The organism is Variovorax sp. OK605 (assembly GCF_900115445.1).
Taxonomy (GTDB): domain Bacteria; phylum Pseudomonadota; class Gammaproteobacteria; order Burkholderiales; family Burkholderiaceae_C; genus Variovorax.
The window spans coordinates 355881-376738 of sequence record NZ_FOWL01000006.1; the positions used below are offsets into that span (position 1 = coordinate 355881).

General features: G+C 68.4%; 16 protein-coding genes. 9 read left to right on the top strand and 7 right to left on the bottom strand.

Features of this window, described 5'->3' with window-relative positions; all coding sequences use genetic code 11:
- Positions 1-41 precede the first annotated feature (41 nt).
- The 4 genes from BM013_RS18280 to BM013_RS18295 form a co-directional block, all read right to left on the bottom strand.
- Positions 42-2726, bottom strand: coding sequence for an autotransporter family protein (locus tag BM013_RS18280; RefSeq protein WP_093129050.1), 2685 nt, complete (start codon positions 2724-2726; stop codon positions 42-44).
- A gap of 189 nt (positions 2727-2915) precedes the next feature.
- Positions 2916-4541 (bottom strand): MFS transporter, encoded by a 1626-nt coding sequence (locus BM013_RS18285; protein WP_093129051.1) that lies wholly within the window; start codon positions 4539-4541, stop codon positions 2916-2918.
- A 41-nt stretch (positions 4542-4582) separates the two neighbouring features.
- Entirely contained in the window at positions 4583-5353 is a 771-nt protein-coding gene (locus BM013_RS18290) for an amino acid ABC transporter permease (RefSeq protein WP_093129052.1), read from the bottom strand.
- An 83-nt stretch (positions 5354-5436) separates the two neighbouring features.
- Complete coding sequence (locus BM013_RS18295) at positions 5437-6204, bottom strand: basic amino acid ABC transporter substrate-binding protein (protein WP_093129053.1); 768 nt, start codon at positions 6202-6204, stop codon at positions 5437-5439.
- 290 nt (positions 6205-6494) lie between these two features.
- Between BM013_RS18295 and BM013_RS18300 the strand changes: the two genes are divergently transcribed.
- From BM013_RS18300 to BM013_RS18315, 4 genes are all read left to right on the top strand, one after another.
- Positions 6495-7142: a hypothetical protein gene (locus BM013_RS18300; protein WP_143072447.1), complete on the top strand. Its 648-nt coding sequence runs from the start codon at positions 6495-6497 to the stop codon at positions 7140-7142.
- 27 nt (positions 7143-7169) lie between these two features.
- Positions 7170-7712: a GTP-binding protein gene (locus tag BM013_RS18305; RefSeq protein ID WP_093129055.1), complete on the top strand. Its 543-nt coding sequence runs from the start codon at positions 7170-7172 to the stop codon at positions 7710-7712.
- Positions 7709-8125 (top strand): roadblock/LC7 domain-containing protein, encoded by a 417-nt coding sequence (locus BM013_RS18310; protein ID WP_143072448.1) that lies wholly within the window; start codon positions 7709-7711, stop codon positions 8123-8125. Before BM013_RS18305 ends, BM013_RS18310 begins: the two co-directional genes overlap by 4 nt.
- A gap of 74 nt (positions 8126-8199) precedes the next feature.
- Positions 8200-8559, top strand: coding sequence for a hypothetical protein (locus tag BM013_RS18315; RefSeq protein WP_093129056.1), 360 nt, complete (start codon positions 8200-8202; stop codon positions 8557-8559).
- A 97-nt stretch (positions 8560-8656) separates the two neighbouring features.
- Here BM013_RS18315 and BM013_RS18320 read toward each other — a convergent pair whose 3' ends face one another.
- Positions 8657-9133, bottom strand: a complete 477-nt coding sequence (locus tag BM013_RS18320) for an Lrp/AsnC family transcriptional regulator (protein ID WP_093129057.1) — start codon at positions 9131-9133, stop codon at positions 8657-8659.
- Positions 9134-9312: 179 nt separating this feature from the next.
- Between BM013_RS18320 and BM013_RS18325 the strand changes: the two genes are divergently transcribed.
- The 5 genes from BM013_RS18325 to BM013_RS18345 all read left to right on the top strand — a co-directional run bounded on the left by BM013_RS18325 (position 9313) and on the right by BM013_RS18345 (position 19066).
- The gene (locus BM013_RS18325) at positions 9313-12924 is read left to right on the top strand and encodes an indolepyruvate ferredoxin oxidoreductase family protein (RefSeq protein ID WP_093129058.1); all 3612 of its coding nucleotides are present in this window, start codon (positions 9313-9315) and stop codon (positions 12922-12924) included.
- 283 nt (positions 12925-13207) lie between these two features.
- Positions 13208-13543, top strand: coding sequence for a preprotein translocase subunit YajC (gene yajC / locus BM013_RS18330; RefSeq protein ID WP_093129059.1), 336 nt, complete (start codon positions 13208-13210; stop codon positions 13541-13543).
- A 78-nt stretch (positions 13544-13621) separates the two neighbouring features.
- A complete protein-coding gene (gene secD / locus BM013_RS18335; RefSeq protein ID WP_093129060.1) occupies positions 13622-15502 on the top strand; it encodes a protein translocase subunit SecD in 1881 nt (626 codons plus the stop codon).
- Positions 15503-15520: 18 nt separating this feature from the next.
- Positions 15521-16480 (top strand): protein translocase subunit SecF, encoded by a 960-nt coding sequence (gene secF, locus BM013_RS18340; protein ID WP_093129061.1) that lies wholly within the window; start codon positions 15521-15523, stop codon positions 16478-16480.
- Between the two features lie 165 nt (positions 16481-16645).
- Positions 16646-19066, top strand: a complete 2421-nt coding sequence (locus BM013_RS18345) for a DUF1631 family protein (RefSeq protein ID WP_093129062.1) — start codon at positions 16646-16648, stop codon at positions 19064-19066.
- Between the two features lie 42 nt (positions 19067-19108).
- On the opposite strand, the gene BM013_RS18350 is transcribed toward BM013_RS18345, so the two are convergent.
- Positions 19109-19627, bottom strand: a complete 519-nt coding sequence (locus BM013_RS18350; protein ID WP_093129063.1) for a Smg family protein — start codon at positions 19625-19627, stop codon at positions 19109-19111.
- 34 nt (positions 19628-19661) lie between these two features.
- On the bottom strand, positions 19662-20840 hold the full coding sequence (gene dprA, locus BM013_RS18355; RefSeq protein ID WP_093129064.1) for a DNA-processing protein DprA: 1179 nt from the start codon (positions 20838-20840) through the stop codon (positions 19662-19664).
- Between the last annotated feature and the right edge of the window lie 18 nt (positions 20841-20858).

The following is a 20858-nucleotide window of genomic DNA, read 5'->3' on the forward strand; positions in this document are numbered from 1 at the left end:
TGGTCAATTTCGTATGTCGAAAACGAGGCTGCGAGAGGCCGTCACCAGCGCAACCGCACCCCCAGTTGCCCCTGCACCCCGGTCTGCTCGGTGTTGCCGACGGCGCTGGTGTAGGCCAGCCCGCCGTACACCGACACGGTCCGGTTGACCTGGCCCACGACGCCGGCCCCCACCTCCAGCGCGCTCGCGTTGCGCCGGTTGGCGATCCGGTCGGCCGGGCCGAAGAAGATCGCGTTGCTGCCGCTGAAGGTGTGCCACAGGTTGGCCTTGAGGTACGGGCGCCAGACGCCGCCGCCGGCGCTGAAGCGGCCCTCCAGCCGCGCGCCCAGCCGGCCGGTGACGGCGTTGTCGCGCTGGAATCGCACCGCGGAAATGCCGTCGTCGAAATCGTCGAGCGAACTGCGCTGCCACACCAGCTGCACCTGCGGCTGCAGCGTGACGTTCTCGGACAGCGCCAGCGGATAGCCCGCCTCCAGCGAGGCCGTGACCGCCGTGCCGCGCGGGTTGCCGCCGCGGCCCAGCGTGGAGCGGGCGTCGGCCCGGTAGCGGGTGGCCATGAGCACCGCGTCGCTGTACCAGCCGCTCGAGGCGATGCGGGTCCAGTAGGCGCCCAGGCTGTAGCCCTCCACGGTGAGCCGGCCGGTGGCCGTGTTGGTGCCTCCGCTGGCCACGCCGCTGGTGTCGCCGCTGGCGCGGGTGTAGCCGCCGAGCACGCCGATCCGGTGGCGTCCGCCCGCGCCGTCGGTGGCCGCGAGGAAGTCGTGGCCCAGCTGCAGGCCGCTGATCTGCCCGTCGAACTGCGGATCGGTGTCGCCGCGCAGGCGTTGCCGGGTGCTTTCGCCGAACACGCGGCCCCAGGAGGCCGGCGTGCCCTGGCCGCCCGGATCGCCGGCGAGCAGTTGTGTATCGCCCTGCCGGTCGTTGAAGCTGCCGAGCTGCGCCAGCCCCAGGCGGCGCACCACCAGCGGCATGCTGCCGTAGAGCGCCACTTCGGGCCGGTACAGCTTCACGGGCTGCACCGGCATGGCGGCCTCGCCGCTGCCGGGCGACAGGGTCTCCATGAGCGCCACCGCCTCGGCCAGCGAGCCGACCACCGTGGCGCCGACCGCATAGCCGCTGTTGCGCAGGTACCAGCTGTCGGCATTGCCGCCGGCCACACCGCCGCGGTACAGCCGGTAGCCGTAGGCGCCGGCCTCCACGGCCTGGGTCAGCGAGAACGCGCCGGGCGCGGTGGTGGCGCCGTTCACGGCCTGCACCACCAGGATGCCGTCGGCCAGCGTCGGCGCGCCCAGCCCGCCGCGGTTGAGCACGCGCACGGCGGTGCTGCCCGAGGCGGTGCCGCCGTCGATCACGAGCCGGTCGGACGGCGAGTTGTCGCCGCCGAGCACGGTGTTGACCTGCATCGCCGCCGCGCCGGTGCCCAGGTAGTTGCCGCGCACCGTGAAGGCGCCGAAGTTCACGCCGTCGTTGGGCCCGGGCAGCAACGTTCCCTGGTGGGTCACGTTGCCCGCGAAGGTGCCGGTGCCGGCCACCGTGGTGCCGGGCAGCACCGAGATGACGGGGCTGGTGAGCGTTGCCGGAAGGTCGAAGCGCCCGGACTCGATGCGCACCCCGTCCGAGAAGCTCGCATCGGTGAGCCACGACCATGCGGTGCCGCGCATGGTCAGGTTCTGGAAGTTGCGAAAGGCGTCGTCCACCGTGCCGCTGCCTTCGAGGAAGGCATCGGCGCGCGCGGCCCCGCCGTCGGCGCCGCCCCGGATGACCGAGCCGGTCTGCAGTATCAGCGTGCCGACGCCGAGCGCGCCCATGTAGATCGCGTCGGTGTTGCCGGCGCCGCCGTGGCCCTCGATGGTGCCGGCGTTGACCAGCACGTCGTTGCCGTTCTGGCCGCGGTAGCCGTAGCCGTTGGCGCTGGAGAGCGTGCCGGTGGCCCGGTTCTCCACGCGCGAGGAGAAGGTGGCGCCCAGCGTGTTCGCATGCACCGCGTCGGCGCCGCCCGAGGGCGAGTTGGCCCCCGTCGTGGCGATGGTGCCCGTGTTCACGAGCAGGTTGGCGGCGAGGTTGCCGCCCTGCAGGTAGACGCCCTTGGCCGAGGTGCCGTTGACCGCGATGGTGCCGTTGTTGAAGACCGTGTTGCCCGGCCCCAGCGTGGAGATGCCGTGGGAGCTGCCGCCGGACGTGACGATGCTGCCGTTGTTGGTGAGGAGTGTGCGCGTGCTGCTGTTCGACGTCACCAGCATGCCGGCGGTGCCGCCGCTCGTGGTGCGGATGGCGCCGTTGTTGGTCAAGGTGTTGTCGTTGCCCGTGGCGACCATCGCCGCGCGCGCCGAGCCGGACCCGCCCGACACCGTGATCTGGCCGTTGTTGGTGATGGTGCTGGCGTCGCGCACCAGCAGGGCCTGCGTGGCGTTGGTGGCGAGCGTGGCGCCGGCGTTCACGGTGATGGCGACGCCGGTGCTGCCCGGCGCGGCGATCACGCTGGCCGAGCCGGTGGTGGTGCCGTCGCAGACCACGGCGGTGTTCGAGCCCGGCGTGGCGGTGGGGCCGCAGGCGGCATGCGCGCCGTTGCCGGCCAGTGCAGCGAGGGCGGCCGCCAGGCCGTGGACGATAGAAGAAAGGGGAACCGGGGGAAAGCGAAGGCGAGCGCGCCGGGAAGGTCTGGAGGAAGTTGAAGAACGAGGGAACGGAAGACGGCGTGCCGATCGATGCGATCGCTCGATGCTCATGCTTGCTCCTTTGTTGTCAGGCGGCGGCCCCGGGGCTGGGCGCTGTCCTGGCCGTTCGCCAAGGCATTTAGCACGGTTGACAGGCAACAAACAATCGGACGACCCGCCTTCGTGTTGCGGTGGCGAGACGCGCGATCGAGCGACCGACCGCGCGATGGAGCCGGCCGCAGGCGGCCGACCGGCGCGGGCCTACCGCCGCACCACGTAGCGCGTGACCACCGGCGCCATCTCGCCCAGGTGGAACGCCAGCCGGCGTTCGCGCAGCGCCATGTCGCTGGCGGTGGCGCGGTTGAAGCGGCGCAGGTGGTCGGTCCACGACTCGTCGACGATCTGCTCCACGTAGCGCTCCGGCTGCGCGATGTCGTGCAGCAGCTCCCAGCCGATGGCGCCCTGGCTCAGGCGCGCGCGGCGGGTCTGCTGCATCACGAGGTGGAAGGCGGCGGCGCGCGCCGGGTCGATGAGGAACTCCACCGTGATGACCACGCGGCCGTCTTCCTGCGGCGCCTCGGCGGGCGGGCCCGCGGCCCAGCCGGCCTGCGCGGGGCTGGTGTCGTCCTCGCCGATCACGTCGGTCACCCAGCGCAGCGCCACGAGCATCAGCAGCGTGCCGCTCACCGCGGCCACGCACAGGCTCGCGAGCAGCGAGGTGACCGTGGCCACCTGGCCCCAGAGCGCCGCGCCGATCGCGCTGGCGCCCATGATGGCCATCTGGTAGGTCGACATGCCGCGCGCGCGCACCCAGTCGGGCAGCGCGAGCTGGGCCGACACCGAAAGCGAATTGGCCACCGTGATCCACGCCATGCCGCCGAAGAACATGGCCGGCACCGCGACCCATGCGTTGGGCGCGAAGGCCATGACGGCGGTGGCGCCCGACTGCAGCAGCGTGCCGCGCAGCACCAGCTGGTCGCGCCCCATCGCCTGGCGCAGCCGCGGCAGGAACAGCACCGCGATGATCGCGCCCGCGCCCATGGCCGCCAGCAGCAGCGTGAAGGTGCCCGCGCCGCCGCCTTGCAGGTTGCGCGCGAGCAGCGGCAGCAGCGCCAGCAGCGCCGTGGAGTGGAAGAAGAAGATCGACACGCGCGCCAGCACCGCGCGCATGCGCTGCGACTGCCGCACGAACTGCACGCCCACGCGCATCGCGCCGATGAGCTTCTCGCGGCCCAGCGGGTTGGGCGTGTGCTCGCGCCGCCAGCGCAGCACCACGAAGCCCGAGGCCACCGACAGCACCGCGTTCAGCGCGAACACCCACACGCTGCCCGCGCTCGCGATCAGCACGCCCGCGGTGAGCGGGCCGACGATGCGCGAGGCGTTCATCGCGATGCCGTTCAGGCCCAGCGCGGCCGGCAGCTGCGGGCGGGGCACCAGCTCGGGCACGATGGCCGCGAACACCGGCCAGCGCAGCGCCAGCCCGATGCCGTTGGCGAAGGTGAGCGCCAGCAGCAGCGGCGCGGTCATGAGGTCGAGCGCCAGCGCGGCGCACAGCACGATGGCGGTGCCGGCCAGCCAGAACTGCGTGGCCACCAGCCAGCGCCGGCGGTCCAGGATGTCGGCCAGCGCGCCGCTGGGCAGGCCCAGCAGGAACACCGGCAGCGTGGAGGCCGACTGCACCAGCGCCACCCAGATGGGCGAGGTGGTCAGCGAGGTCATCATCCACGCGGCGGCCACGTCGTTCATCCACATGCAGATGTTGGCGACCAGCCAGGTGCTCCACAGCATGCGGAACACGGGGAGCTTCAGGGGCTCGAGGGCCGCGAGCTTCGATGGCTGCGGCCGCGCGGGCGGTATCGGTGTCTCTTCGGGGGATATGGGTGGCATGTGGCGCTATTGTGGCGCGGGCTTTTTTTGCCTCGGCCCGCTCAGCCCCTGTCGCTGCGCGCCAGGTGGATCTCCAGGCGGCGCAGCAGCGTGGTCAGCACCAGCGTCATGACCCAGTAGACGACCGAGATCGCCAGGTACGGCTCCCAGTAGCGCGCATAGGCGCCGGCCACGGTGCGCGCGGCGTAGGCCAGCTCGGCCAGGCCGATGGCGGACACAAGCGAGGTGTCCTTGAGCAGCGCGATGGCGTTGTTGCCCAGCGGCGGCAGCATGCACCGAAACGCCTGCGGCAGCACCACGTAGCGCATCACCTGCGCGGGCGTGAAGCCGATCGAGCGGCCCGCGTCGAACTGCCCGCGCGAGATCGACTGGATGCCGGCGCGGAACACCTCCGAGATGTAGGCCGCCGAGTTGAGCGTGAGCGCGACCACGCCCGAGATCAGCGCGCCGTGCTCCTGCTTGAGCGTGCGCGCCAGTTCGCCGTCGATCAGGATGCCCGAGGTCGGGTGGATGAACACCGGCATCACCGCGAAGTGGATCAGGAGGATCTGCACGAACAGCGGCGTGCCGCGAAAGAAGCTCACGTACACCGTGGCCGGCCAGCGCAGGAAGAAGCGCGCCACCCAGGTCCAGGGCGCGTGGCGCGGCTGCGCGAGGCGCGCGAGCGCCAGGCACAGGCCCCAGCTCGAACCCAGCAGCACGCAGACCACCGTCATGCGCAAGGTCATCCAGGCGCCTTGCCAGAACAGGTCCTTGTATTCGACGAGGATGTCCCAGCGGAACCACCCAAACAGCAGCACCGGTTGTTCCATGCTTACCTCCTCAAACTTTCTCTATCAACGGGAAACGAAACGGCCGCTGAAGCGCGGCCGTGTTCAGGGAAATGCCGTGCGGCTCAGCGCACGTTCGGGTCCTTGTTGAACCACTTCTTGTAGATGGTCACGTAGCTGCCGTCCGCGCGGATGGCGGCCAGGCCGGCCGTGAGCTTGTCCAGCAGGGCCTTGTCGCCCTTCTTCACGACGATGCCGAAGCCCTCTTCGGGGAACGACTTGTCGTCCAGCGTCTTCAGCTCGGGGTTCTGCGCCACGCGGTAGGCAATGACGCCGTTGTCGCCCATGGCGGCGTCGACGCCGCCGCCGGCCAGCTCGGAAATGATGAGCGGCGTGCTCTCGAAGCGGCGGATGTCGGGGCTGGTCTTGCCGAACTCGCGCGAGGCGATGTCGTCGGCGGTGGAGGCGCTGACCACGGCGATCTTCTTGCCGGCCAGGTCCTTCAGCGAGGCGATCTTGCTGTTCTTCGGCAGCGCGATCAGCTGGCGCGCCGCGAAGTAGGGCGGCGTGAAGTCGTAGCTCTGCTTGCGCTTGTCGTTGATGGTGACGCCCGAGATCACGAGGTCGACGTCGCCGTTGTTCAGCGCGCCGAAGATGCCGGTGAAGGGCGTGTTGACGATCTTGATCTTCAGGCCCTGCTGCTTGGCGATGGCGTTGATGATGTCGATGTCGAAGCCGACGATCTGCTTGTCCTTGTTCTCGAAGGCGAACGGCGCATAGGTGGCGCTCGAGGCCACGGTGAGTTCCCGGTTCTGGGCCTGGGCGGCGCCGAGCGTGAAGAAGGCGGTGCTGGCGAGAAGACCAAGCGAAAGGGCGCGCCGGATGCGGTTCATGGGGTCTCCCGGGGAGTGGTTTGTGTCTTGGGGGCCGGGAATTCTATGCCTGCAGGCGCGGTGCCCGGCACGGTGCAATGCCGGCCGTCGGCGTTGCCGCACGGCGTCATACCGGCCTTTTTTTGTGCATTTGTTCTCGAAGCCCCTAGGGAATCCACCCCTTCCCATTTTTGTTTGGAAGTATTTAGTTAACAAAGATAACAATAACTAACTGTTTGCAACAAACCGGCTAGGCGCGCATGTCATTGGTTCTGGGGGTCATGGGGATCCCGAAAGTGGAGGTCGAGCTCTTGCGGATCATCGTCCGGCTGAGTTCCAACCTGCGCACCCCCTGGACCGTGAGCGAATCGGGCACCTGCGACGTGCTGCTGACGGACAGCGCCACCGCCACCGAGTCCTGGCACGCGCCCGCGGCGCCGCTGGTCGTGGTGCCCATGGTGCAGCGCGGCGAGGCCGGCGCCACCGCCCCGGCCGCCGGCCGCAGCCTGGCGCGGCCGATCTTCGCGGAAGAGCTGGTCGACCTGCTCAACGAGATCACCGCCAGCGTGCGCACCGGCAAGACGGTGGCCGCGGCCGCCGTGCGTTCGGCGCGCAACCACGCCTCCCGCGCCTCGCTGATCCGCTGGCCCGCGCAGGTCACGCTGCAGAAGAACCCCGTCTACCTGCGGCTGGCCGCGGCGCTCTCCAAGAGCGCGCAGTCCGCCGAGAGCCTGAGCGCGCTGGGCCGCGTCGACGTCGACGAATGCTCGACCTTCCTCGGCCTGCTGGAGCAGGAAGGCGTGCTGGCCTGGTCGGCCGAGGCCCGCGCGGGCCACACGAACGACGCCGGCCTCGCCACGGCCACCGCCGCCGCGAGGGCGCTGGCCCTGGCCGGCGAACCCGCCCGGCACCGCGCCGGGCTGCTCTCGCGCATCCGCCGCCGCCTCGGGCTGGCCTGAACGAACGACCATCCAGGGGATATCGACTTGAGGGAATACAAACTCGTCTTCACGGGCCCGATGGGCGTGGGCAAGACCACCGCCATTGCCGCCATCAGCGAGGCGCCGCCCATCTCCACCGACGTGGTGAACGCCGACACCTCGGTGGCCAAGGCCACCACCACCGTGGGGCTGGACTTCGGCCAGCTCACGCTGGACAACGGCGACCGGCTGCGCATCTACGGCACGCCGGGGCAGAGCCGCTTCGACTTCATGTGGCAGATCCTGATCCGCGACGCGCTGGGCCTGGCCATCCTGCTCGACAACTCGCGTCCCAAGCCGCTCGAAGACCTGGACACCTACCTCGACGGCTTTGCCGCTGCGCTCAAGGAAATGCCTTGCGCCATCGGCGTGAGCCGCCATGACACCCATCCCTCGCCGTCGCTGGACGACTACGCGCGCGCGCTCCAGGCCCGCGGCCTGGTGCTGCCGATCGTGGCGGTCGACCTGCGCAGCAAGGACGACGTGACCTCACTGATAGAGACCCTCCTGATGCAGATAGAAGCCATCGACGCGGGAGCACCGCTGTGAACATCAGCCTTGCCCTGAAGCTCAAGGCCGCCTCCGAGGCGCAGCACATCCTGGACGAGATCGCCGGCGTCACCGCCGTGGTCATCGCCACGCCCGACGGCTTCGAGATCGCCAGCGCCAGCCTGCGCAGCTTCGACCCGTCGCGCATCGCCGCCATGGCCAGCTCCATTTCCGCCATGGGCGCGGTGGTGTCGCAGGAGGCGCGGCTGGGCCGCTGCAAGTGCATCACCGTGGGCACCGACGACGGCTTCGCGCTGTTCAGCACCGCGCGCAACGAGGAGGCGGAGCTGGTGGTGAACGTGCTGGCCAACGCCAACGCCGTGCTCGCGCAGGCCATGTACCGCACCGCCACCTGCGTGAAGGTGCTCGAGGCGCACAAGTCGGGCTGGCTGCCCCCCCGGATCAGCGAGTGAGGGCGCGTCTTCATGCGGCGCTCTCGCTCTTTTCATACGCATGACCGTTAGCAACCCAACCAGGAACACCAGATATGGCGACCATTCAGCAAAGCATTGACAACCTCCTGACCGCAGACGGCGCCATGTGCGCCGCGGTGGTCGACTCCGCCAGCGGCATGATGCTGGGCGCGGGCGGCACCGGCGTGGACCTGGAAGTGGCCGCCGCCGGCAACACCGAGGTGGTGCGTGCCAAGCTCAAGACGATGCGCTCGCTCGGCCTGAACGACGTGATCGAGGACATCCTGATCACCCTGGGCAAGCAATACCACCTGCTGCGCCCGCTGGCGCAGAAGGAAGGCGTGTTCATCTATTACGTGCTCGACAAGGCCAAGTCGAACCTGGCGCTGGCACGCCGCAAGCTGCAGGAAGTCGAGAAGGACATCACCTTCTGATCAAAGGAAGGCAGAGCAATGAAAGCCGGCTTCGAGAGGAGCCGGCTTTTTTCGTTGATGGCGCCTGCGCGGCTGCTTGGCCGATTGGCTTGACCGGCTATTTCGCGAGGTGCCCCAGCGGCAGCGCGCTGCTGGCCTTCACCTCGCCCAGCGAGAAGCTGGTGTGCAGGTCCTTCACGTTCGGCAGGTTCATGAGGTGCTGGCGCGCGAAGGCCGAGAAGCTGTCCAGGTCCTGCGCCACCACCTGCAGCTCGAAGGTGCCGGTGCCGCTGATGTAGTGGCAGGCCACCACGTCGGGCAGCTTGCGGATCGCGTCCTCCAGCTTGCGCGTGGCCTCGTGGGTGACGCGCTCGGTGTCCACGCGCACGAAGGCGAGCACGCCCAGGCCGATCTTGTGGCGGTCGATCTCGGCGTGGTAGCCCTTGATGAAGCCGGCTTCTTCCAGTGCGCGCACCCGGCGCCAGCAGGGCGCGGCCGACAGGCCCACGCGCTGCGCAAGCTCGGCGTTGGTGAGGCGTCCGTCGGCCTGCAGTTCTTGCAGGATTGCAAGGTCGAACTTGTCAATGCTTTCCATGGATGCCGATATTAAGCAAGATTCTTTCTGGAAGCGCGTTTTCCAGGGCAAAGAACGCAAACACCTGTCGCGGACCCCGGCATACACTTTGCGGGATCATGGGCTCGCGCCCTACCCGGGCACAGACCCACAGCCATCAGCCAGGCCCACAAGGCCCTGCCACACGGAGACAGAGACATATGAATGCACCGCTGCCAGCGCACATTCGCAAGGCCCTAGAAACGGTCACGCTCGACGACAAATACTCCCTCGACTACGGTCGGGCCTTCATGAGCGGCGTCCAGGCCCTCGTGAAGCTGCCGATGCTGCAGCGCCTGCGCGACCAGCAGGCCGGCAAGAACACGGCCGGCTTCATCAGCGGCTACCGCGGCTCCCCGCTCGGCGGCTACGACCAGGCGCTGTGGAAGGCCAGCAAGTTCCTCAAGGAACAGAACATCGTCTTCCAGCCCGGCGTGAACGAAGAGCTCGCGGCCACCGCGCTGTGGGGCACCCAGCAGCTGGGCTTCTCCCCGCAGGGCACCAACAAGTTCGACGGCGTCTTCGGCATCTGGTACGGCAAGGGCCCGGGCGTGGACCGCTGCTCCGACGTCTTCAAGCACGCCAACATGGCCGGCACCACCGCCTGGGGCGGCGTGATCGCGGTGGCCGGCGACGACCACATCTCCAAGAGCAGCACGGCCGCCCACCAGAGCGACCACATCTTCAAGGCCTGCGGCACGCCGGTGTTCTTCCCGGCCAACGTGCAGGAAATTCTCGACCTGGGCATTCACGCCTTCGCCATGAGCCGCTTCTCGGGCGTGTGGTCGGGCATGAAGACGATCCAGGAAATCGTCGAGTCGAGCGCCACGGCCATGATCGACCCCGACCGCGTCGAGATCGTCATTCCCACCGACTTCGAGATGCCGCCCGGTGGCCTGCACATCCGCTGGCCCGACCATGCGCTGGAGCAGGAAGCCCGGCTCATGCACTACAAGTGGTACGCCGCGCTGGCCTACATCCGCGCCAACCGCCTGAACCACAACGTGATCGAAGGCCCGAACGACCGCTTCGGCATCATGGCCAGCGGCAAGGCCTTCAACGACACGCGCCAGGCGCTGATCGACCTGGGCCTGGACGACGCGGCCTGCCGCCAGCTGGGCATCCGCCTGCACAAGGTGGGCGTGGTGTGGCCGCTGGAGGCGCAGCTCACGCGCGAGTTCGCCACCGGCCTGCAGGAGATCCTGGTGGTCGAGGAGAAGCGCCAGGTCATCGAGTACCAGCTGAAGGAAGAGCTCTACAACTGGCGCTCCGACGTGCGGCCCAACGTGGTCGGCAAGTTCGACGAAGGCTTGGGCGCGAGCGACGACGGCTACTCCGGCGGCGAATGGTCGATGCCCAACCCGACCGCCCACACGCTGCTGCGCGCCAACGCCGACCTGAATCCCGCGCTCATCGCCAAGGCCATTGCCGCGCGCCTGAAGAAGACCGGGCTGCTGGCCGCCGCCGGCGCCGACATGTCAGCGCGCATCGACGCGCAACTGGCCATCCTCGAAGCCAAGGAGCGTTCGATGGTGGTGCAGCAGGCCTCCACCAGCGTGGCCGACGCCACGCGCCAGCCGTGGTTCTGCTCGGGCTGCCCGCACAACACCAGCACCGTGGTGCCCGAAGGCTCGCGCGCGATGGGCGGCATCGGCTGCCACTTCATGGCGACCTGGATGGACCGCTCCACCATCGGCTTCACGCAGATGGGCGGCGAGGGCGTGCCGTGGGTGGGCCAGCAGCCCTTCACCACCGACCAGCACATCTTCGCGAACCTGGGCGACGGCACGTATTTCCACAGCGGCCTGCTCGCCATTCGTCAGAGCATCGCGGCGGGCGTGAACATCACCTACAAGATCCTCTACAACGACGCGGTCGCCATGACCGGCGGCCAGCAGGTGGGCGAGCGCCCCGAAGGCCACTCGGTGCTGCAGATTGCCGAGAGCCTGCATGCCGAAGGCGCCGTGAAGGTCGTGATCGTGACCGACGAGCCCGAGAAGTACGAGGGCGTGAACATTCCGGGCGACCACGTGGCGGTGAAGCACCGCGACCTGCTCGACGACATCCAGCGCGAGTTCCGCAAGATCCCCGGCACCACGGCCATCATCTACGACCAGACCTGCGCGACCGAGAAGCGCCGCCGCCGCAAGCGGGGCACGGCCGTCGACCCGGCCAAGCGCGTGGTCATCAACGAGCTGGTCTGCGAAGGCTGCGGCGACTGCAGCGTGCAGAGCAACTGCCTGAGCGTGGAGCCGCTGGAGACCGAATTCGGCCGCAAGCGCACCATCAACCAGAGCAGCTGCAACAAGGACATGAGCTGCCTGAAGGGCTTCTGCCCGAGCTTCGTGACCGTCGAGGGCGGCCAGCTCAAGAAGAAGAGCAAGAACAAGGGCGCCACGCCAGCCGAGTTCGGCCTGCTGAACGAGCCGGCGATTCCCTCGCTGGCGGGCGGCAAGGTCTGGGGCGTGGTGGTGGCGGGCGTGGGCGGCACCGGCGTGATCACCATCGGCCAGCTGCTGGGCATGGCCGCGCACATCGAGGCCAAGGGCATCGTCACGCAGGACGCGGCGGGCCTGGCGCAAAAGGGCGGCGCCACCTGGAGCCACGTGCTCATCGGCGACACGCAGGACGACATCCGCACCACCCGCGTGGGCACCGCGGCGGCCGACCTGATCCTGGCCTGCGACCCGCTGGTGACGGTGAACGCCGAGACCATGGCGCGCATGCGCGAAGGGCGCACGCACGTGGCGCTGAACAGCCACAGCGCGCCGACCGCCGCCTTCGTGCGCAACGCCAACTGGCAGAACCCCGAGGACGCCTGCGCCGCCGAGATCGCGCGCGCCGTGGGCATCGACGGCCTGGGCACCTTCGACGCCGATGCCGCCGCCACCACGCTGATGGGCGACACCATCTACGTGAACCCGATGATCCTGGGCTACGCCTGGCAGAAGGGCTGGCTCCCGCTGGCGCACGAGTCGCTGATGCGCGCCATCGAGCTGAACGCCGTGGCCGTCGAGAACAACAAGACCGCCTTCGAATGGGGCCGCCAGGCCGCCGTGCGGCCGGACGAGCTGCAAAAGCGCGTGCGCCCGGGCCAGGTCGTGGAGTTCAAGAAGCGCGAGACGGTGGAAAACCTCGTGGCGCGCCGCGCGGAGTTCCTCACCGGCTACCAGAACGCCGCCTACGCCGAGGAATACAAGCAGTTCGTCGGCAAGGTGCGCCAGGCCGAATCGGCGGCCGGCAAGGGCACCGCGCTGACCGAGACCGTGGCCCGCTACCTGTTCAAGCTGATGGCGTACAAGGACGAGTACGAAGTCGCTCGCCTGCACACCGACCGCAGCTTCCTCGACCGCGTCGAAGGCATGTTCGAGGGCGACTACAAACTCAACTACCACCTGGCCCCGCCGATCATTGCCAAGAAGAACGCCAAGGGCCAGCTGCAGAAGCAGAAGTTCGGCCCCTGGATGCTCACGGGCTTCAGCTTCCTGGCCAGGCTGAAGGGCCTGCGCGGCACGGCGCTCGACGTCTTCGGCCGCACCGAGGAGCGCAAGACCGAACGTGCGCTGATCGGCGAGTACCGCGCCAGCATCGAGGAAGTGATCGGCGCGCTGCGTGCCGACAACCACGCGCTGGCGCTGGAGATCGCGGCCCTGCCCGAGCAGATTCGCGGCTACGGCCATGTGAAGGAGCGCAACCTGGCCGCCGCCCGCACCCGCTGGAGCGAGCTGCTGGCCAAGTGGCGCAACCCGCAGGCACAGCGCGCGGCGGCCTGATCTTCCGGGCTTGCGCAGGCAACACGGGCGTCCACTGGACGCCCGTTGCTATTGAAAACGTAGCAAACTTCCAACGGATTGAATACCCGGAAAGCCCTCCCCACCGCGCCGGATAAGCGCGTGGAGCGGTCATGCGTGCCGAATACAATGCCCGGTGCTGTGCGCGGCCAGGCCCCGCCGCGCTTTGACTCGCAGTCCGCATCCCACGCGGGCTCGAAGCCCAAGGAATTGCGGGCGCCGCCGGCGCTCCCCTCGTTTTCTCTTCCCTCTGCTGGAGACTCTCTTGTTCATTTCCTCTGCTTTCGCCCAGACCGCACCTGCTGCAGCCGGCGGCGGTGACATGTTGTCCTCGCTCGGCAGCATGCTGCCCCTGGTGCTGATGTTCGTGGTGCTGTATTTCGTCATGATCCGGCCCCAGATGAAGCGCCAGAAGGAATCCCGCGCCATGATCGAAGCCTTGGCCAAGGGTGACGAAGTCGCCACCGCCGGCGGCGTGCTCGGCAAGATCACGTCCATCAGCGACCAGTACCTGGGCCTCGAGATCGCCAATGGCGTCGAGATCAAGGTCCAGCGCAGTGCCGTGGTGCAGGTCCTGCCCAAGGGCGCCGTCAAGCAATAAAAGCGTGAGCTGACCCTTGCGCTTTGCGGCGCAGGGCCCCAATTCACGCCGTGTTCCGTTTCAGAAAAGCGCTTTCTCATGAACCGTTACCCGGTCTGGAAGTACACGATCATCGTGATCGTGTTGCTCGTGGGGCTCATCTACGCCCTGCCCAATTTCTTCGGTGAGGCGCCTGCGGTGCAGGTGTCGGCGTCCAAGACGACCGCCAAGGTCGACGCCGCCACCCAGACCCGGGTCGAGGAGGCGCTCAAGGCCGCCAACCTGGCGCCCGACCTGATCACGCTCGACGGTGGCTCGCTGCGCGCGCGCTTCCTCAACGCGCAGGACCAGCTCGCGGGCCGCGACGTGATCCAGCGCGCGCTGGTGCCCGACAGCAACGACCCGTCGTACACGGTGGCGCTGAACCTGCTGTCGCGCTCGCCCAAGTGGCTGACCGCGCTGCACGCCTTCCCCATGTACCTGGGCCTCGACCTGCGCGGCGGCGTCGACTTCCTGCTGCAGGTGGACATGAAGGGCGCAATCGACAAGAAGGCCGAGTCCTTCGCGAGCGACCTGCGCACCACCTTCCGCGACAAGAACATCCGCGGCACCCAGGTGAGCCGCAACGGCCAGACGGTCGAGGTGAGCTTCCGCGACGCGGCCGCCCTCGAGGCGGCCAAGCGCCTCATCCAGGACCAGTTCACCGACCTGAGCACCACCGACAGCCAGGACGGCAGCACGTGGCGCCTGGTGGCCAGCATCAAGCCCGAAGCCGCGCGCCGCCTGCAGGACGCCGCGCTCAAGCAGAACATCACCACGCTGCACAACCGGATCAACGAACTCGGCGTGGCCGAACCCGTGATCCAGCAGCAGGGCCTGGACCGCATCGTCGTGCAATTGCCCGGCGTGCAGGACACGGCCAAGGCCAAGGAAATCCTGGGCCGCACCGCCACGCTCGAAATGCGCATGGTCGACGAGAGCGCCGAAGGCCGCTCGGCCGAACTCAGCGGCGGACCGGTGCCTTTCGGCTCCGAGAAATTCCTCGACCGCCAGGGCCGTCCGGTGATCGTGAAGAAGCAGGTGCTCGTCACCGGCGAGAACCTCACCGACGCGCAGCCCGGCTTCGACCAGCAGAGCAACCAGCCCAAGGTCGACCTGACCATGGACGCCAAGGGCGGTCGCATCATGCGCGACGTCAGCCGCGAGAACTACAAGAAGCGCATGGCCATGCTGATCTTCGAGAAGGGCAAGGGCGAAGTGCTCACGGCTCCCTCGATCAACGGCGAGCTGGGCAACCGCTTCCAGGTGTCGGGCTCGATGACCGTGGTCGAGGCCAACGACCTCGCGCTGCTGCTGCGCGCCGGCTCGCTGGCCGCGCCGATGGAAATCATCCAGGAACGCACCATCGGTCCGAGCCTGGGTGCCGACAACATCGAGAAGGGCTTCAAGAGCGTGATGTACGGCTTCCTGGCCATCATGGTCTTCATGTGCTTCTACTACGCGCTGTTCGGCCTGTTCTCGTCGATCGCGCTGGCCGTGAACCTGATGCTGCTGATCTCGATTCTCTCGATGCTGCAGGCCACTCTCACGCTGCCCGGCATCGCGGCCATGGCGCTGGCCATCGGCGTGGCCATCGACTCCAACGTGCTGATCAACGAGCGCGTGCGCGAAGAGCTGCGCAACGGGGCGTCGCCGCAGGCGGCCATCCACGCGGGCTACGAACGCGCCTGGGGCACCATCCTGGACTCCAACGTGACCACGCTCATTGCGGGCATCGCGCTGCTGGCCTTCGGCTCGGGCCCGGTGCGCGGCTTCGCGGTGGTGCACTGCATCGGCATCGTCACCTCGATGTTCTCGGCCGTGTTCTTCTCGCGCGGCCTCGTGAACTTCTGGTACGGCCAGAAGAAGAAGCTCAAGACGGTGTCGATCGGCACGGTCTGGCGGCCGACGACCGACGGCTCGACCGCGGTCACCAAGTAAAGGTCGAGGACAAGCGTCATGGAATTCTTCCGCATCCACAAGACGATCCCGTTCATGCGCCACGCGCTGGTGCTGAACATCGTCTCCTTCGCCACCTTCGCGCTGGCGGTGTTCTTCCTGTTCCACCGCGGGCTGCACCTGTCGGTCGAGTTCACGGGCGGCACCGTGATGGAGGTTGCGTACAAGCAGTCGGCCGACATCGGCAAGGTGCGCGATGCCATCGGCAAGCTCGGCTACCCGGACGTCCAGGTGCAGAGCTACGGCTCGTCCGAGAACATCCAGATCCGCCTGCCGGCCCAGAAGGGCATGAGCTCCGACCAGCAGAGCGCGCAGGTCATGCAGGCGCTGAAGTCGGTCGACGAGTCGGCCACGCAGCGCGGCATCGAGGTCGTCGGCCCGCAGGTCGGCGAGGAGCTCACCACCAATGGCATGAAGGCCCTGGCCATGGTGGTCGCGGGCATCATGATCTACCTGGCGTTCCGCTTCGAATGGAAGTTCGCGCTGGCCACCGTGCTGGCCAACCTGCACGACGTGGTGATCATCCTGGGCTTCTTCGCCTTCTTCCAGTGGGAGTTCTCGCTGGCGGTGCTGGCGGCGGTGCTCGCGGTGCTGGGATATTCGGTGAACGAGTCGGTCGTGATCTTCGACCGGATCCGCGAAAACTTCCGCCGCTACCGGAAGATGACGACCACCGAGATCATCGACAACGCGATCACCTCGACCATCAGCCGGACCATCATCACCCACGGCTCCACGCAGCTCGTGGTGCTGTCGATGTTCTTCTTCGGCGGTCCCACGCTGCACTACTTCGCGCTGGCGCTGACCATCGGCATCTGCTTCGGCATCTACTCCTCGTGCTTCGTGGCCGCGGCCATCGCCATGTGGCTGGGCATCAAGCGCGAAGACCTGGTCAAGGGCGGCCCGACGAAGCGCGACGGCGAATCCGAGGACGATCCCAACGCCGGCGCCGTGGTCTGACGGAAACTTGGATACTTCAGGGTTAAACAGAGCGGCAGCGGTGGGTGCCGCGCCGCGGTTCGCATGCAACGTCGGGCACACTCCACACTTGTGCGGTTGCGCATCACGATGCAAGCTCGCAGTTGTTGCTGACGAATCGAATATCCAGGTCCTCCCGACTTTTCAATGAGCATTGCGCGGTCCGCCTCTTCCCTGCAGCTCGCACGCGAGACGCGTGAGCGTTTCGTTGCGGCCACCGAGGGTGCGATCGCGCCCCTGGCCCGCTCGATCCGGGACCGGCTGACGGCCCTGTCCTCCGAGGCCGGCAACGCCCGCGCCATGCAGGAGCACCGCGACGACTTCGTCGCCTTCCACGGCCAGGCCACCCAGTGGGTCACGCTCTCGCAGACCGGCTGGCGCAAGGCGCTGGGCACCACCGTCAGCGGTGCCGTGGGTTCGTCGTCCGCGCTGCGGCTCGAACTCATCGGCGACGAGGTGGTGGAAAGCAACATCCTGTCGTCGCGCCTGGCGCAGATGATCCACGACAAGGGCAGCTTCGAACTCAGCGACCTGCGCCTGCGCATCCAGCACCTCGAAGGCACGACCGAGCTCGACGCCAAGGACGTGCTCAAGCCCGAGACGCTCGCCAAGCTGCTGGTCGAACAGTGGCTGGCCGCCGGCCTGAGCCGCGGGCTCTGGACCCGCATCCAGGACACCGTGCAGCAGGGCCTGGTCGAGGTGGTGGTCAAGGCCTACCAGAGCGCCAACGCCTTCCTGATCGCCAACGGCGTGATGGAGGAAATCGACCTCAAGAGCTTCGTGCGGCGCACGGGCAATGCCAGCGGTAACGGCGGGGGCGGCGGCGGATCGACCGCTTCTTCCAGCGTGCCGATGGACAGCGGCATGTCCTCCGGCCCGCGCAGCGTCCAGCGTCCCGGTTTCGGCTTCGACGCGCAGCAGGCGGCTTCCGTGCCGGGCGGCGCGAGCGCGGCAACCACCACCGGCGGGTCGCCGCTCATGATCGCGCGGCAGCGCGCGCAGACCGCGCTGCTGAACCTCAAGCGCTTCGTCACCGCGCGCATCGGCGGCGACGCCGGCGCACAGGCCCCGGCCACCAGCGCCGACGGGCGCGCCACGGGCGGCGGTGCGGGCACCGGCGGCGGCCATGCGGGCCAGGGTCAGGGCACGGGTGCCACGGCGCCGCGCGTCTTTTCGCGCACCTTTGCCGGCGCCATCGCCGACGCCGAGGTCGCCTACCGCATGGCGGCCACGCAGTACATGGACGGCAACGGCGAACAGGCCACACTGATCCAGCAGACCGCGGTCGATCTGCGCCGTCGCACCGCCGAGCTCAAGAAGCGCGCGCCCACCACGGCCGACAAGGCCACGGTCGAGATCGTGGCGCTGATGTTCCAGGCCATCCTGGCCGAGGAGCGCATTCCTTTCTCGGCGCGCGTGTGGTTCGCGCGGCTGCAGATGCCCGTGCTGCGCGTGGCCATCGCCGAGCCCGAGTTCTTCGGCACGCTGCAGCACCCCGCGCGCATGCTGATCGACCGCATGGGTTCGTGCGTGATGGGCTTCGACGCCGCGGCCATCACCGGTAGCGCGCTCGAAGGCGAGATCCGCCGCGTGGTGCAGGTCATCGAGCAGTATCCGGAAACCGGCCAGCGCGTGTTCAAGCTGGTGTTCGACGAATTCGTCGCCTTCCTCAACCGCTACCTGACGCAGAGCGACTCCACGCAGCGCGTGATGAGCGTGGCGCAGCAGGTCGAGCAGAAGGAGACGATGGCGATCCAGTACACCATCGAGTTGCGCAAGATGCTCAACGACATGCCGGTGCGCGACGAGATCCGCGAGTTCCTGTTCAAGGTCTGGGCCGAGGTGTTGGCCATTGCCGCGCTGCGCTACGGCGCGCAGGGCGAGCAGACCGTCATGCTCAAGCGCGTGGCCTCCGAGCTGGTGTGGGCCGCGAGCGCCAAGCCCAACCGCACCGACCGCGCCCGCGTGATCCAGGACCTGCCGCAACTGCTGCAGCGCCTGCGCCAGGGCATGGCGCTGCTGGGCATCGTCGACGAGCCTCAGGAAGCGCACATCAAGACCATCGGCGCCACGCTGTCCGACGCCTTCCTGTCGAAGACCGAGGCGATCCCGCAGGCCAAGATCGAGGCCATGGCCGAGCGGCTGACGCACCTGGAAGATTTCGTGACCGACGTGAGCGGCTCCGCCGACCTGCCGCTGGACGCGCACAGCATCGAGCTGCTGCTCGGCGTGGACGCCGCGTCGATCGAGGTCATTCCCGACGCCGCCGGCGCCAAGGTGCCCGAGGACATGCTGGCCTGGGCGCACGAGCTGCAGGTGGGCAACTGGTTCATGCTGGACCACAACGACCGCGTGAGCCAGGTGCAGTTCGTCTGGCGCAGCGACCGCAAGCAGTTGCACCTGTTCGCCACGGCGGACGGGCGCAGTTTCCTGATCCAGGCGGGGCGGTTGGCGGCTTACCTGCAGGCGGGCTTGCTGGTGCCGGCCGAGGAAGAAACGCTCACGGTGCGTGCCACGCGCGAGGCGCTGGCGAAGCTGGACGCGAACCCGGAGCGGCTGCTGAACTAGCCAGCCGGGTGGTCGGCGTTGGCCGATGAAGGCCAGTGCTGATCAGTGTGCGACGCGGCCTTCGCGCGATTCGCAGAGTTCGTCGAGCACCAAGGCATCGGGCTCGATGCCGGTGCTCCAGTGCACCATCAACACGATGATCTTCAGCTCGTCGAGCGCGACCGGGTCGCCCGGCGCCGCCATTGCACGCTCGATGACGATCTCGCGCAGGCCGCAGGGCAGCACGCTCGAGGATTCAAGGAAGCGGATGAAGCCCAGGCATTCGGCGCCCAGATGCTCCTGCTCGGCCTGCGAGTAGACGCGCATCGCGTTGCTCGACTGCGGCAGGGCTTCGTCGGGTGCGCCGCGCAGCCTGACCGTGGCACTGGCCTCGTCGTTGGCGCTGCGTTCGATCTGCATGCCTTGCGTTGCAAGGCTCAGGCCGTCGAGCCAGTGAAGGGCTTCGCGGATCTCGTCTGCCTCGAAGCCATGTGCGCTGAGCTTGCGGCCCAGCTGTTCGGGTTCGGGGCAGGCATCGCCGCGCCAATAGTTTTCGTAGACAAAAACAAGCACTTCGAACATGGGCCCAATATAGCCGACGTTCGTGCAACACGGGCTAGGTGGATGCCATTCGCTGGAAAAGGCCGCCGGGCAGCCGCGCGACATGGCCGTCGAGCTCGAGCTCGAGCATCTTCGCCTGCAGCGCGGCCGCGCTCCAGCCGGTGCGCGCGCTCAGCGCGTCGAGGCTCACGGGGTCGTGGCCGAGGGACACGAGCAGCGGGTCTTCCGAGGTGTCGGTCGTGCTGTCATGCCCATTGCCGCTGCCATTGCCATTCCCGTCGCTGGAATGTGACGCTGGCGCCGCGGCAGCCTGCCGGGCCTGCATGGGCGGCAGTTCCTCGAGGATGTCGTTCACCGACTCCACGAGCTTCGCGCCCTGGCGGATCAGCGCGTGGCAGCCGCGCGACTGCGGCGAGTGGATCGAGCCCGGAATGGCGAACACTTCCTTGCCCTGCTCGGACGTGAGGCGCGCCGTGATCAGCGAGCCCGACTGCAGGGCCGCCTCCACCACCAGCGTGCCGCGCGCGAGCCCGGCAATCAGCCGGTTGCGCTTGGGAAAGTTCTGCGTGAGCGGCGGTGTGCCCAGCGGCAGCTCGCTCACGATCAGCCCCTGCTGCGTGATGCGGTGCGCCAGGTCGCGATGCCGTGCGGGGTAGACGCGGTCGAGCCCGGTGCCGACCACCGCCACCGTGGCCAGCCGCGGCACGTCGCCGGCCGCGTCGAGCGCGCCCTGGTGCGCCGCGCCGTCAACGCCCAGCGCCAGGCCCGACACCACGGGCAGGCCCGCGTCGCCCAGCGCGCGGGCAAAGCTGCGCGCATTGGTGGCGCCTTGGGGCGTCGGGTTGCGGCTGCCCACCACGGCGATGCTGTGGCCGAGCTGCGCCAGGTCGAAGTCGGCGTTGCCCAGCACGTAGAGCATCAACGGCGGGTCGACCATTTCGAGCAGCGACGCGGGGTAGCCGGCATCGCCGAGCGTCACCACGCGGCGCGAGGCGCCGTTGTCGCCGGCGTGCAGCCACTGCCAGGTCAGGTCGATCTGGGCCTGCAGGTTGGCCGGTGGTTGCTGGAGTGCCGATGCCTGCGCGAGCGAGACGACCTCGCGCAGCGCCGCATCGGGCTGCGCGAAGATGCGCTCGGGCAGCCCGAAGGCCGCGAGCAAGCGGCGCGCGGCACCGTCACCGATGCCGGGCGTCAGTGAAAGCCGCAGCCAGCCTGCGAGTTCTGCGCGTTCCAAACGATTGAGCGGGAAGGG